Raw genomic sequence first — 13,370 nt, 5'->3', positions numbered from 1 at the left:
AACCGTGTACCCGCCGTGGTTGATTCCGCGCATGGCGGAGCCGAGTCTTGAGCAAGGCATCTCATTTGCCGGCCGTGCGTGCGGGAGCGGATGGGGAACCGGCCTCCTGCCCAGGGGTCTGACAGGGCCCCCTCAGCAGTGCGGTTCCGGTCTTACCTTCGAAGACATGGACATTTCCTCACGTACTGTTTTCATGATCGGCGGCACCTCGGGCATCGGGCTGGAGCTGTCACGCCGCTTTCTCAAGGCCGGCAGCGCCGTCGTCGTCGGCGGGCGGCGCGGGGACGTGCTCGCGCGGCTGGCCGGTGAGGGCTTCGGGACGGCCGAGATCGACGTGACCGACGCCGGGTCCGTCGCCCGCGCCCGTGACCAGGTGCTCGGCACGCATCCGGGCCTGGACACGGTGGTGACGATGGCCGGCACGGGGATGCCGGAGGAGCTGCGCGACCCGGCTCACTTCGCGGCGACCGAGACGATCATGGACGTCAACTTCCTGGGCACCGTCCGGGTGATCGACGCGTTCACTCCGCACCTGGTCGCGCGCGGCGCCGGGACGATCGTCACGGTCAGCTCAGGAATCGGCTTCCTCCCCTTCCCCGTGATGCCGACGTACGCGGCGTCGAAGGCCGCGGTGCACGCCTACAGCGAGGCGTTGCGGGCGCAGCTGGCCGGCACCGGGGTCGAGGTGGCCGAACTGGTCCCGCCGGCGGTCGCGACCGGCATGGGCGGCGCCAGCCCGAGCGCTCTGGCCCTGGAGGACTTCGGCGCGGAGGTCATGGACCTGCTGGCCCAGGACCCGACGCCGGACGAGATCCTCGTACGGGGCGTCCTCATGCACCGCTGGGCGGAGCGCGACGGCACCTACGACGAGCTCGTCGCCCAGCGCTCCCAGGCGCTGGCGACGCTCCCCAGCCGGGCCCCGGCAAAGGCCCAGGCCCAGGCCCAGGCCCAGAGCTGACGGTCATGCCCGGCAACAACTCGGAGACGAACCGGCTGGGCGCCTACCTGCGGGCAAGGCGCGACCTCGTCTCCCCCGAACAGGCCGGCATCCCCTCGGGAGGGGCGCGCCGGGTGCCCGGCCTGCGCAGGGAGGAGGTGGCGATACTGGCCGGGATCAGCGCCGACTACTACCTGCGGCTGGAACGAGGCCGCGACACCCGCCCGTCCCCGCAGGTTCTCGACGCGCTCGCCCGCGTGCTGCTGCTCGACGAGGTCGAACGCGGCTACCTGCACGACCTCGCCGGAGCCGCCGCCGCGCCCCGGCGCCCCAGGCGGCGCAGACCGCCACCGCGCGTCCCTGCGCGGCTGCACCATCTCCTCGCGGTGGTGGGGGTGCCCGCCTTCGTGGAGAGCCGCACGTTCGACGTCCTGGCCGCCAACGCGCTGGCCACGGCGCTCTCGCCGCGGCTGAGGCCGGGCGAGAACCGGCTGCGCTCGCTCCTGCTCGACCCGGAGGAGCAGGCGTTCCACCAGGACTGGGAGGCGGCCGTGGCGGGCATCGTGGCCGCGTTCCGCCAGACCGCCGGCGACGGCGCCGACGACTACGCCGACGACGCCCGCTCGGTCGAGCTCGTGGGCGAGCTCTCCCTGGCCAGCGGACGCTTCCGGAAGCTGTGGGCCCGCCACGACGTCAGAATGCTCGACGGCGGCAGCACCACCGTCAACCATCCCACGCTCGGGGAGCTGCGCCTGCACCGCGACAAGCTCCCCGTGGGGGACGTCCTGCTCGTCCTCTACTACCCGGACGCGGAGAGCGAGACGGCGGAGAAGCTGAAGCTCCTCGGTTCTCTCGCCTGAGAGTGGGCGGTCAGTGGGATTCGCGGCCGACGTGGTCGCCGCCGGAGCCGAGGAGGAAGTCGAGGTCGGCGCCGCGGTCGGCCTGGGTGACGTGCTCGACGTAGAGGCGTTCCCACCCGCGTACGGGCCGCGCGTGCCCGGTCATGACCGGCTCCCTGGCGGCCAGCTCGGCGTCGGGGACGTCCACGTCGAGGCGGCGGGCGGCCACGTCGAGCACGATCGGGTCGCCGGTGCGCACCCTGGCCAGCGGCCCGCCGGCGGCGGCCTCGGGGGCGGCGTGCAGGACGACGGTGCCGTACGCGGTGCCGCTCATGCGCGCGTCGCTGATCCGCACCATGTCGCGTACGCCCTTCTCCAGCAGCTTGGCGGGCAGCGGCAGGTTGCCGACCTCGGGCATGCCGGGATAGCCCTTGGGCCCGCAGCCGCGCAGGATCAGCACGGAGGTCTCGTCCACGTCGAGGTCGGGCGAGTCGAGCCGGGCGTACACGTCCTCGACGCTGTCGAAGACGACGGCCCGGCCGCGGTGGCGCAGCAGTTCGGGCGAGGCGGCGGCGGGCTTGATCACGGCGCCGGAGGGGGCGAGGTTGCCGCGCAGGACGGCGATGCCGGCGTCGGGCAGCAGGGGGTTCGAGCGGCGGCGGATGACGTCCTCGTCCCAGATCTCGGCGTCGGCGAGGTGCTCGACGAGCGGCCGTCCTGTGACGGTGATCGCGGCGGGGTCGAGCAGGTCCTCGACCTCCTTGAGCAGGGCGGCCAGGCCGCCCGCCCGGAACAGGTCGTCCATCAGGTGGCGTCCGGCCGGCTGCAGGTCCGCCAGCAGCGGCACGCCTGAGCCGGTGCGGTCGAAGTCGTCGAGGTCGAGCCGGACGCCGAGCCGGCCGGCCACGGCCAGCAGGTGGACGACGGCGTTGGTCGAGCCGCCGACGGCGGCCAGGGCGACGATGGCGTTGAGGAAGGAGCCCCTGGTCATGACCTGGCTGGGGCGGCGGCCGCGTTCGACCAGCTCGACGGCCAGGCGGCCGCTCTCGTGGGAGAGCTCCAGCAGGCGGCTGTCGGGGGCGGGGGTGCCGGCGGTGCCGGGCAGGGTCATGCCGAGCGCCTCGGCCATGCAGGCCATGGTGGAGGCGGTGCCCATGGTGTTGCAGTGGCCGCGGCTGCGGATCATGGAGGATTCGGAGCGCAGGAACGCCTCCCGGGAGAGGGTGCCGGCGCGTACCTCCTCGCTGAGCCGCCACACGTCGGTGCCGCAGCCGAGCGGGGCGCCGCGGAAGTGCCCGGTCAGCATGGGGCCGCCGGGGACGACGAGCGCGGGCAGGTCCACGGAGGCGGCGGCCATGAGCAGCGACGGGATGGTCTTGTCGCAGCCGCCGAGCAGCACGACGCCGTCGATGGGATTGGCGCGCAGCATCTCCTCGGTGGCCATGGCGGCCAGATTGCGCCAGAGCATGGCGGTCGGGCGCACGTTCGTCTCGCCGAGGGAGACGACGGGCAGGTTGAGCGGCACACCACCGGCCTCCCAGACGCCGTTCATGACGCTCTGGGCCACCTCGTTCAGGTGGGAGTTGCACGGGGTGAGGTCGGAGGCGGTGTTGGCGATGGCGATGTGCGGCTTGCCGCCCTCGAACGCCTCGCGCGGCAGCCCGCGGCGCATCCAGGCCCGGTGAATGTAGGAGTTACGGTCGTTCCCCGAGTACCAGCGCGAACTCCTCAAATCCATGTTCGGCACCTTATCGGCGCTTCGGGGGATTCATCACGCTCTGTGGAGGAAGCAGCAGGGGCATGGAGCACATAGACGCGTATTGGCGGGCGGCCAACTATCTGTCCGTCGGGCAGATCTACCTGCTGGACAACCCGCTGCTCACCGAGCCGCTGCGGCCGGAGCACATCAAGCCGCGCCTGCTCGGCCACTGGGGCACGACGCCCGGCCTGAACTTCTGCTTCGCCCACCTCAACCGGGTGATCCGCGAACGGGACCAGGACATGATCTACATCGCGGGCCCCGGCCACGGCGGGCCCGCGGCGGTGGCGCACGCGTGGCTGGAGGGGTCGTACTCCGAGCGGTATCCGGACGTGTCGCAGGACGTGGAGGGCATGCGGCGGCTGTTCCGCCAGTTCTCCTTCCCCGGCGGCATCCCCAGTCACGTGGCACCGGAGACGCCCGGATCCATCCACGAGGGCGGCGAGCTGGGGTACGCGCTCGCGCACGCGTACGGCGCCGCCTTCGACAACCCCGACCTGGTGGTGGCCTGCGTCATCGGCGACGGCGAGGCCGAGACCGGCCCGCTGGCCGCGAGCTGGCACTCCGGCAAGTTCACCGACCGCCGCCGCGACGGCATGGTGCTGCCCATCCTGCACCTGAACGGCTACAAGATCGCCAACCCGACCGTCCTGGCCCGCATCCCCACCGGCGAGCTGCTCAAGCTCATGGAGGGGTACGGCTACCGCCCCCATCTGGTCGGCCCCGACCACGAGGAGATGGCCGGCACCCTCGACACGGCGTTCGAGGAGATGGCCGCGTACAAGGCGGGCGACGCCGAGCGGCCGCCGATGATCATCCTGCGCACGCCGAAGGGCTGGACCGGCCCCAAGGAGGTGGACGGCAAGCCGGTGGAGGGCACCTGGCGGGCGCACCAGGTGCCGCTGGCCAAGGTCCGCGAGAACTCGACGCACCTGGCCATGCTGGAGGAGTGGATGCGCTCGTACCGGCCGGAGGAGCTGTTCGGCGCGGACGGGCGGCCGGTCGAGCAGATCCTGCGCACGGTCCCCGACGGCCCGCGCAGGATGAGCGCCAACCCGCACACCAACGGCGGCGAGCTGCTGAAGCCGCTGCGGCTGCCGGACTTCCGCAGGCTCGCGGTCGAGGTCAAGGCGCCGGCCGAGCAGTCCAGCGAGCCCACGCGGGTGCTGGGCGGGTTCCTGCGCGACGTGATCGCCGCGAACCCGGAGACGTTCCGGCTGATGGGGCCGGACGAGACCGCCTCGAACCGGCTGTCGGAGGTGTTCGAGGTCACCGACCGCGCCTGGAACGCCGAGACGCTGCCCACGGACGAGAACCTGGGGCCGGGCGGCCGGGTCATGGAGGTGCTGAGCGAGCACCTGTGCCAGGGCTGGCTGGAGGGCTACCTGCTGACCGGGCGGCACGGGCTGTTCAACTGTTACGAGGCGTTCATCCACATCATCGACGCGATGTTCAACCAGCACGCCAAGTGGCTGGAGTCGTCGCAGAAGATCCCGTGGCGGCGGCCGGTGGCGTCGCTGACGTACCTGCTGTCGTCGCACGTGTGGCGGCAGGACCACAACGGCTTCAGCCACCAGGATCCCGGCTTCCTCGACGTCGTGGTGAACAAGAAGGCGTCGGTGGTGCGGGTCTACCTGCCGCCGGACGCCAACACGCTGCTCTCGGTCGGCGATCACTGCCTGCGTTCGCGCGACTACGTCAACGTGATCGTGGCCGGCAAGCAGCCGGTGCTGGACCTGTTCACGATGGAAGAGGCGATCGCGCACAACACGCGCGGGCTGGGCATCCTGCCGTGGGCCTCCACCGACCAGGGCGCGGAGCCGGACGTGGTGCTGGCCTGCGCAGGTGACGTGCCCACCCTGGAGACGCTGGCCGCCGCCGCGCTGCTCCGCGAGCACCTGCCGGAGCTGCGGGTACGCGTCGTCAACGTGGTGGACCTCATGCGCCTGCAGCCGCCGACGGAGCATCCGCACGGCATGTCGGACGCCGAGTTCGACACCCTGTTCACCCGGGACAGGCCGGTCATCTTCAACTTCCACGGCTATCCGTCGCTCATCCACCAGCTCACCTACCGCCGCAACGGTCACGCCAACATCCATGTGCGCGGTTACAAGGAGGAGGGCACCACGACGACGCCGTTCGACATGTGCATGCTCAACGACATCGACCGCTTCCACCTCGTCATGGACGTCGTCGACCGGGTGCCGGGGCTCGGCTCCAAGGCCGCGCACCTGCGCCAGCACATGAGCGACGAGCGGCTGCGGGCCCGCGCCTACACGCGGGACCACGGCGAGGACCCGGCGGACATCAGGTCGTGGACATGGCCGGGCGCATCCTCGTCCTGAACACGGGCTCCTCCTCGATCAAGTACGAGCTCGTGGACATGGGCACGGGCGATCGTCCGGCCCGCGGCCTGGTGGAGCGCATCGGCGAGGAGTCCGGGCGGCTGGAGCACCACGCGGGCGCCGGGCCGCCGTACGAGCGGGCGGAGCGCTTCGCCACGCACGAGGAGGGGCTGGCCGCGGTCATGGACGCGTTCGCGCGCCAGGGGCCGCGGCTCGACCCCGTCGCGGTCGGGCACCGCATCGTGCACGGCGGCGAGCGCTTCACGGAGGCGGTGCTCATCGACGACGGCGTGATCGCCGCCGTCGAGGAGCTGGCGCCGCTCGCGCCGCTGCACAATCCGGTCAACCTGGCCGGCGTACGCGTGGCGCGGGCGGCGTTCCCCGGCGTCCCGCAGGTGGCGGTGTTCGACACGGCGTTCCATCGCACGCTGCCGCCCGAGGCGTACACGTACGCGGTGCCGCGCGACTGGCGCGAGCGGCTCGGCGTGCGCCGCTTCGGCTTCCACGGCACCTCGTGCGCGTACGTCTCCCGCCGCGCCGCCGCCGTCCTGGGCCGTGACCTGACCGATCTCAACCTGATCGTGCTGCACCTCGGCAACGGCGCGAGCGCGACCGCGATCTCCGGCGGGCGCAGCGTCGACACCTCCATGGGCCTGACCCCGCTGGAGGGGCTGGTCATGGGGACGCGCTCGGGCGATGTGGACCCCGCGCTCGGCGGCTACCTCGCCCGGGTGGACGGGATGGACGCCCGGCGGGTGGAGGACGCGCTCGGTTACGAGGGCGGCCTGCTCGCGCTCGCCGGGACCATGGACATGCGGGAGGTACGCGCCCGCGACGACGAGGAGGCCAGGCTGGCCCTCGACGTCTACACCCGCCGCATCCGCAAGTACGTCGGCGCCTACTACGCCCTGCTCGGCCGCCTGGATGCGATCGTCTTCACCGGCGGGGTGGGCGAGCACGACGCCGCCACCCGGGCCGAGTCGCTGGCCGGGCTGGAGCGCCTGGGCATCGTGGTGGACCAGGAGCTGAACGCGGCGGCCTCGCGGGCGGAGCGGGCGGTCTCGCCGCCGGACGCGCGGGTGGCGGTGCTGGTCGTCCCGACGGACGAGGAGTGGGAGATCGCCTGCCAGGCCCACGCCCTGATCGGCGGCGCCTGACCAGCTTCCCCCCGGTAAAAACCCGGAGCATTTCCCACCGAACACGCAAAGCGCGACCGGATGGTCATAAGGCATGAACCACCCAAGGTAAGCCGTTGGTAAGGTTGTCCAGAAATGTTCGAGTTTGGACGGGTGGGATAGGTGGAGGTCGAACAGACAGCGTTGCCGGGAATCGGCTTGAAACATGACTTCCTTACCCGCAAGGGACAGCGGGTGGGCGTCGTGTCTCATCGCACCGGACGCCGGGATCTGGTCATCTACGACAAGGATGACCCGGATTCGGTCTGTCAGATGGTCAAGCTCAACGACGAGGAGGCCGACGCCCTGGCCGAGCTCCTCGGCGCCCCTCGCATCGTGCAGCGGCTCAACCAGCTGCACCAGCAGGTCGAGGGCCTGGTCAGCGTGCAGCTCCCCATCCCCGACGGCTCCCCCTACGCGGGCCGTCCCATGGGTGACGCGCGCGTGAGGACCCGGACGAGCGCCTCGATCGTGGCCGTCGTCAGGAGCGGGCAGGTCTTCGCCAGCCCCGGACCTGACTTCACCTTCCGCGTCGGTGATGTCGTGGTCGTCGTCGGCAGCGAGGACAGCACGGCCGAGGTCGCCGGCATTCTGGCCGAAGGATAGGGCCGCGGGTGCACGAAACCGCGATCATCTTTCTCGAATTCGGTGCCGTTCTTCTCGGTCTTGGCGTCCTGGGCGCTCTGGCACTGCGCGGCGGAATCTCCCCCATCCCGCTCTACCTGATCGCCGGCCTCGCGTTCGGCACCGGCGGCGTGCTGCCGCTGGCCACCAGCGAGGAGTTCATCTCGGTCGGCGCCGAGCTGGGCGTGGTGCTGCTGCTGCTCACGCTGGGTCTCGAATACAACGCCGACGAGCTGGTCACCAGCCTCAAGAGCAACGCCCGGGCCGGCATCGTGGACCTGGTGCTCAACGCCGCCCCCGGCGCCGCCTGCGCGCTGCTGCTCGGCTGGGGGCCGGTCGCCGCCGTGGCCATGGCCGGCGTCACCTACGCCACCTCGTCCGGCATCACCGCCAAGGTGCTGTCCGACCTGGGGTGGATCGGCAACCGGGAGACGCCGACCGTCCTTTCGCTGCTGGTCTTCGAAGACCTCACGATGGCGATCTACCTGCCGGTCCTGACGACCATGCTGGCCGGGCTGAGCCTGCTCAGCGGGGCCATCTCCGTCGGCATCGCGCTGCTCACCGTGAGCGTCGTGCTGGTCGTGGCGCTGCGTTTCGGGCGCTTCATCGAGGCGTTCGTGTCCAGCCCCAACTCCGAGGTGCTGCTGCTCAAGGTCGTCGGCCTGGCCCTGCTGGTCGCCGGTCTGGCCCAGCAGCTGCAGGTCTCGGCGGCGGTGGGCGCGTTCCTGGTCGGCATCGCGCTGTCGGGCGAGCTGGCCGAGGACGCGCAGGCGCTGCTGGCGCCGCTGCGCGACCTGTTCGCGGCCGTGTTCTTCGTCTTCTTCGGCTTCCAGACCGATCCGGCGAAGATCCTCCCGGTCGCGGGCCTCGCCGCACTGCTGGCCCTGATCAGCATGATCACCAAGCTGCTGACCGGTATGTACGCGGCCAAACAGGCGGGCATCGCCAAGGCCGGCCAGGCGCGAGCGGGCATCGCGCTCATCCCGCGCGGCGAGTTCAACATCGTCATCGCCGGTCTTGCGGTGGGTGCGGGCGTGCATCCCGACCTGGGAGCGCTGGCGGCGGCATACGTGCTCATCCTGGCGGCGTTCGGCCCGCTGGCGGCCAAGCTGGTGCAGCCGCTCATCACCTCCATCGCCAACCGGGCGGTCTGACGCCGGGAGCGCCGATCCGCTAGTTTGTTCGCATGGCAGACCGCAGGCTCGGCGTTCCCGCACCCCCGGTGGAGCAGACGATCAGGTCCGCAGACTGGGACAGCCTCGACATCTCCGGCGAAATCCATCGCCGGGTGCTGTTCCAGGACGTGGACCTGACGGAGCTGTCCGACCACGGCTCCTCCTTCGAGGAGTGCCAGTTCAGAAACGTGCGCTTCAACGTCTCGGTCCACGAGGACGCGCGCTTCCTCAACTGCGTGTTCTCGCGCTGCTCGTTCTTCGACGCCACGTTCACGGGCTGCAAGCTGACCGGCTGCGTGTTCGACGGCTGCACCTACGGGCTGCTCAAGGTGTCCGGCGGCGACTGGTCCTACGTCGCCCTGCCCGGCGCCGACCTGCGCGGCAGCACCTTCCACGGCACCCGGCTGCGCGAGGCCGACCTGTCGGCGGCCCGGCTGTCGGGCGCCGAGCTGCGGCGCTGCGACCTGTCCGGAGCGTGGCTGCGCGAGGCCGACCTCACCGGATGCGATCTGCGCGGCAGCGATCTGAGCACGCTCGACCCGCGTGAGGTCACGATCAAGGGCGCGATCATCGACCCGTTCCAGGCGACCGTGGTGGCGGGGGCTCTAGGGTTTGACGTACGAGACTGACCCCCACCCCCCGGGACACCTCTTGCCGAACGCCGAACTCACCCCCGCCGAGCAGGCCGTCTCCGCCGCCGTGGCCCGCGGCGCCAAGGTCGACCTGCGCTCGGGCGACCCCGCCCGCGACTCCCCCGCCGGCGCCGCCTCCTGGGGCGCCGAGCGCGAGATCCGCGCGGAGGTGCTGGAACGGCTGCTGCTGGCCGAATACAGCGAGCCCGCCGACAAACCCGGCCTGCGCCTGACCGGGGCGCGCGTCACCGGCACGCTCAAGCTGGCGTTCGGCGAGATCGACTTCCCGGTCATCCTGCACGACTGCGCGTTCGACGAGGTCCCCGACCTCTACCAGGCCCGCACCCGCTTCCTCAGCTTCGCCGGCTCGCACCTGCCCGGCCTGATCGCCTCCAACATCCAGGTCGAGGGCAACCTGCGGCTGGTCGGCTGCCACGTACGCGGCGAGCTGCGCATGCCCGGCGCCCGGATCAACGGCAACCTCACGCTCAACGGCGCCCGCCTCGACCATCCCGGCGCCACCGCGCTCAACGCCGAGCACCTCGACCTCGGCGCCAGCCTGCGCGCCGAGGACGGCTTCAGCTGCGACGGTGAGATCCTGCTCACCGCGGCCAACATCGGCGGCGCGGTCCAGTTCGACGGCGCACGCCTGCGGGCGCCGGGCGGACTGGCGTTCGGCGGGTCCAACCTGGTCGTGCAGGTCGCGCTGTTCGCCAGGGACGTCGAGGTGGACGGCGAGTTCAGCCTGCGCTTCGCCCGGGTCGGCGGGCCGCTCTCGCTGCGCGGATCCCGGCTGCGCAACCCCGGCCGGCTCGCCGTGCGCGCCGGCGGGCTCAACGCCGAGGGCGGGTTCTTCATGTCGCTGACCGAGGTGGAGGGCATCGTCTGGATCGAGGCCGCCGCCGTCAGCCGCTCGTTCAACCTCAACGGCGCCCACCTGCGCAACCCCGGTGACCTCGTGCTGGCGGGCGACGGCCTCGTCGTCGACGGCGCCCTCGTGGCCCGCGACGGGCTCATCGCCGAGGGCGAGATCAGCCTGCTCGACGCCTCCGTCAGCGGCCCCGTCCACTTCGAGGGCGCAACACTGGTCAACCCGGGCGGCGCGGCGCTGTCGGCCAACGGGCTCACGGTCGGCAAAGTGCTCAACCTCTGCGACGGCTTCACGGCGCGCGGGCGCATCCGGCTGACCAACGCCAGGATCGGCAGCCGCCTCTGCCTCAAGCGCGCCACGCTGGAGGCGCCCGGCGACGTGGCGCTCAAATGCCTCGGGATGGAGACGCGGGAGCTGTCGCTGCACACCGCCAAGCCGGTCGAGGGCACGGTCGAGTTGCGGCACGCCCGCATCGGGGTGCTGCGCGACAGCCCCGGCGTGTGGCCGGACGAGTTACGCATGGACGGGCTGTCGTACGAGGCGCTCGAACCCATGCTGCCGGCCGCCGAGCGGCTGGGCTGGCTCGGCCGCGATATCGACGGCTACCTGCCCAACGCCTACGAGCAGCTCGCCGCGCTCTACCGGCGCCTCGGCAGCGACGCCGACGCCCGTGACACGCTGCTGGCCGGTCAGCAGCAGCGCCGCACATCACTGCCCTGGTACGCGCGCCTGTGGGGGCACCTCCAGGACGTCACCGTCGGCTACGGCTTCCGCCCGCTGCGCGCGGCCGGCTGGCTGCTGGCGCTGCTGGGCCTGGGCACGCTGGTGTTCGGGCAGAACGAGCCGCCGCCGCTGAAAGCGGGTGAGGCGCCGGAGTTCAACGCGCTGGTCTACTCGCTCGACCTGCTGCTGCCGATCATCGACTTCGGCCAGGAGAAGGCGTTCAACCCGGGTGGTGGGACGCAGTGGCTGGCGTACGGGCTGATCGCGGCGGGCTGGGTGCTGGCCACGACGATCGCCGCCGGCCTGACCCGCTCACTGCGCCGCGCGTGAGCTGGTCGAGCGCGGCGGCGGTGGCGGCGTCGGCGGGCAGGTAGACCACGATGCGCTGCTCCGACCCCGTCAGGTCGAGCTGCTCCCTGGCCAGCCGCAGCTCGCCGGCCTCCGGATGCGCGAAGCGCTGCACGTCGTCCGGCACCGGCGGCCCGGGCGTCGCGGCAAGACGCCCGGTGAAGGCGTCCCCCGCCACGAAGGACAGCTCGTCGAACAACTCGGCCGCCCAGGGGTCGTCGGCGCCGGCCTCGTACTTGAGCGTGGCGGCGTGCTCGTCGGCGACCCGGTCCCAGTCGGGGTAGGCGGTCCTGGCCCGCGCGTCGGTGAAGACGAAGCGGGTCAGATTGGGGACGTCGTGCTCCAGCAGGCCGACGGGGCCGTGCAGCCGCTCGAAGCCGGTGGTGTGGGCGAGCACGTCGCCCAGCCGGTTGAGCAGCGCCGCGGGGGCGGGTTCGAGCCGGTCGAGCAGCGCCCGCACGGTGGGCCGCACGGTGCTGTGGGGCGCCTGGGCGCCCGCCGGGCAGAGCGCGATGCCGCCGCCGGCCACCTTGGCCAGGTGACGCAGGTAGATCCGCTCCTGCGGCGTCAGGCGCAGGGCGTCGGCGAGCGAGGCGAGCACCGCCACCGACGGGTTGCGGTCGCGGCCCTGCTCCAGCCTGGTCAGATATTCGACGCTCACCCCCGCCACGGTGGCCAGCTCCGACCTGCGCAGCCCGGGCGTGCGCCGGCGGCCGCCGCCGGGCAGGCCGACGTCGGCGGGCCTGGTCGCCTCCCGGCGTGCGCGCAGGTAGGCCCCCAGCTCGTTCTCACTCACGGTGCCGAGTCTAGGGGCCGGCCGCTCCGTTATCGTGGCCCTCCGGGGGCCAGTCTGGGCCCGGCCTTCCTGCGCCTGCGGCGGCACGGCAGGGTTGGTGTCCATGACGAAGACGACAGTGATCACCTCCGGCCCGGGGAGGGCGTGATGCGGTATCGGCTGCTCGGGCGTACCGGATTGCGGGTGTCCGACCTGTTCCTCGGCGCGATGACCTACCAGGAGTCCTCGCCCGAGGTGCGGCGGATCTTCGGCACGTACGCCGACGCCGGCGGCAACGTGATCGACACCGCCTCCATGTACGGCGAGAGCGAGAGCGTCGTCGGCGAGCTGCTCCAGGGACGTCGCGACCGTTTCGTCCTGGCGACGAAGTACACCGGCACCCGCGACCGCACCGACCTGAACGCGGCCGGCAACCACCGCAAGAACCTCGTGCTGTCGCTGGAGCAGAGCCTGCGCCGGCTGCGCACCGACTACGTCGACCTGTTCTGGGTGCACGTGTGGGACCGCCACACGCCCATTGAGGAGACGATGCGGGCGCTGGACGACGTGGTCCGCTCGGGCAAGGTGCTCTACGCAGGCATCTCCGACGCGCCGGCCTGGCTGGTCAGCCGGGCCAACACGCTGGCGGAGTGGCGCGGGTGGACGCCGTTCGCCGGGCTGCAGGTGCCCTACAGCCTGCTGTGGCGGGACGTGGAGCGCGAACTGCTGCCGATGGCGCGGGCGTACGGGATGAGCGTGGCTGCGTGGGGCGTGCTCGCGCGGGGCGTGCTGTCCGGCCGGTACGCCCGGCCGGGGGCGGCGGCCTCGCGGGTGTCGCCGGAGTCGATCAGCGAGCGGGACCGGGCGGCGGTGCGGGTCGTGACGGAGGTGGCCGGCGAGCTGGGCGTGACGGCCGCGCGGGTGGCCATCGCCTGGGCGGTGTCGCGTGGCGTGCATCCCATCCTCGGGGCGAGCACCGCCGAGCAGCTCGCGGAGCTCCTGGGGGCCTCGGACGTACGGCTGCCGGAGGAGACGGTGCGGCGGCTGGAGGGGGCGGCGGAGTTCGAGCTGGGCTTCCCCGGCGACTTCATCGCCCAGACGGACGCCAGCCAGGACCTGTACGGCGACGCCCTCCCCCGCCTGACCGGCCGCTGACCCCGCCCCGCC

11 protein-coding genes are annotated in these 13,370 nt (G+C 72.0%); 9 read left to right on the top strand and 2 right to left on the bottom strand.

The window, feature by feature from the left end; translation table 11 throughout:
• Positions 1-166: 166 nt before the first annotated feature.
• Both AB0C28_RS07380 and AB0C28_RS07375 read left to right on the top strand, forming a co-directional pair.
• Positions 167-958, top strand: a complete 792-nt coding sequence (locus AB0C28_RS07380) for an SDR family NAD(P)-dependent oxidoreductase (RefSeq protein WP_358073374.1) — start codon at positions 167-169, stop codon at positions 956-958.
• A gap of 5 nt (positions 959-963) precedes the next feature.
• Positions 964-1,797, top strand: a complete 834-nt coding sequence (locus tag AB0C28_RS07375) for a helix-turn-helix transcriptional regulator (RefSeq protein ID WP_358073373.1) — start codon at positions 964-966, stop codon at positions 1,795-1,797.
• Between the two features lie 10 nt (positions 1,798-1,807).
• Here the strand turns inward: AB0C28_RS07375 and AB0C28_RS07370 are convergent, their stop codons facing one another.
• Entirely contained in the window at positions 1,808-3,514 is a 1,707-nt protein-coding gene (locus AB0C28_RS07370) for an IlvD/Edd family dehydratase (protein ID WP_358073372.1), read from the bottom strand.
• Between the two features lie 62 nt (positions 3,515-3,576).
• Here AB0C28_RS07370 and AB0C28_RS07365 point away from each other — a divergent pair, with 62 nt between their 5' ends.
• The 6 genes from AB0C28_RS07365 (at position 3,577) to AB0C28_RS07340 (ending at position 11,410) form a co-directional block, all read left to right on the top strand.
• Positions 3,577-5,880, top strand: a complete 2,304-nt coding sequence (locus tag AB0C28_RS07365) for a phosphoketolase family protein (protein ID WP_358073371.1) — start codon at positions 3,577-3,579, stop codon at positions 5,878-5,880.
• Positions 5,856-7,037 (top strand): acetate kinase, encoded by a 1,182-nt coding sequence (locus tag AB0C28_RS07360; protein ID WP_358073370.1) that lies wholly within the window; start codon positions 5,856-5,858, stop codon positions 7,035-7,037. Before AB0C28_RS07365 ends, AB0C28_RS07360 begins: the two co-directional genes overlap by 25 nt.
• 222 nt (positions 7,038-7,259) lie before the next feature.
• Positions 7,260-7,661 carry a TrkA C-terminal domain-containing protein gene (locus AB0C28_RS07355; RefSeq protein ID WP_346106893.1) on the top strand — a complete coding sequence of 134 codons (402 nt, stop codon included), beginning with the start codon at positions 7,260-7,262 and terminating at the stop codon, positions 7,659-7,661.
• 8 nt (positions 7,662-7,669) lie between these two features.
• Positions 7,670-8,833 carry a cation:proton antiporter gene (locus AB0C28_RS07350; RefSeq protein ID WP_357841750.1) on the top strand — a complete coding sequence of 388 codons (1,164 nt, stop codon included), beginning with the start codon at positions 7,670-7,672 and terminating at the stop codon, positions 8,831-8,833.
• Positions 8,834-8,865: 32 nt separating this feature from the next.
• Positions 8,866-9,483 (top strand): pentapeptide repeat-containing protein, encoded by a 618-nt coding sequence (locus AB0C28_RS07345; RefSeq protein WP_357841747.1) that lies wholly within the window; start codon positions 8,866-8,868, stop codon positions 9,481-9,483.
• Positions 9,484-9,505: 22 nt separating this feature from the next.
• On the top strand, positions 9,506-11,410 hold the full coding sequence (locus tag AB0C28_RS07340) for a hypothetical protein (protein WP_358073369.1): 1,905 nt from the start codon (positions 9,506-9,508) through the stop codon (positions 11,408-11,410).
• Here AB0C28_RS07340 and AB0C28_RS07335 read toward each other — a convergent pair.
• The gene (locus AB0C28_RS07335) at positions 11,301-12,224 is read right to left on the bottom strand and encodes a helix-turn-helix transcriptional regulator (RefSeq protein ID WP_358073368.1); all 924 of its coding nucleotides are present in this window, start codon (positions 12,222-12,224) and stop codon (positions 11,301-11,303) included. The two genes, AB0C28_RS07340 and AB0C28_RS07335, sit on opposite strands and share 110 nt — an antisense overlap.
• Before the next feature lie 147 nt (positions 12,225-12,371).
• On the opposite strand from AB0C28_RS07335, the gene AB0C28_RS07330 reads away from it, so the two are divergent.
• Complete coding sequence (locus tag AB0C28_RS07330) at positions 12,372-13,358, top strand: aldo/keto reductase (RefSeq protein ID WP_358073367.1); 987 nt, start codon at positions 12,372-12,374, stop codon at positions 13,356-13,358.
• The last annotated feature ends 12 nt before the right edge of the window (positions 13,359-13,370 follow it).

This window comes from Nonomuraea sp. NPDC048892, from assembly GCF_040649735.1.
In the GTDB taxonomy this organism is placed as follows: Bacteria; Actinomycetota; Actinomycetes; order Streptosporangiales; family Streptosporangiaceae; genus Nonomuraea; species Nonomuraea maheshkhaliensis.
This window is presented reverse-complemented; position numbering and strand designations above follow the sequence as displayed.

Excerpts from the sequence above, each read along its gene's own strand:
- AB0C28_RS07380 (WP_358073374.1), top strand. The coding sequence starts at position 167 with ATGGACATTTCCTCACGTACTGTTTTCATGATCGGCGGCACCTCGGGC.
- AB0C28_RS07375 (WP_358073373.1), top strand. The coding sequence starts at position 964 with ATGCCCGGCAACAACTCGGAGACGAACCGGCTGGGCGCCTACCTGCGG.
- AB0C28_RS07370 (WP_358073372.1), bottom strand. The coding sequence starts at position 3,514 with ATGGATTTGAGGAGTTCGCGCTGGTACTCGGGGAACGACCGTAACTCC.
- AB0C28_RS07365 (WP_358073371.1), top strand. The coding sequence starts at position 3,577 with ATGGAGCACATAGACGCGTATTGGCGGGCGGCCAACTATCTGTCCGTC.
- AB0C28_RS07360 (WP_358073370.1), top strand. The coding sequence starts at position 5,856 with ATGGCCGGGCGCATCCTCGTCCTGAACACGGGCTCCTCCTCGATCAAG.
- AB0C28_RS07345 (WP_357841747.1), top strand. The coding sequence starts at position 8,866 with ATGGCAGACCGCAGGCTCGGCGTTCCCGCACCCCCGGTGGAGCAGACG.
- AB0C28_RS07330 (WP_358073367.1), top strand. The coding sequence starts at position 12,372 with ATGCGGTATCGGCTGCTCGGGCGTACCGGATTGCGGGTGTCCGACCTG.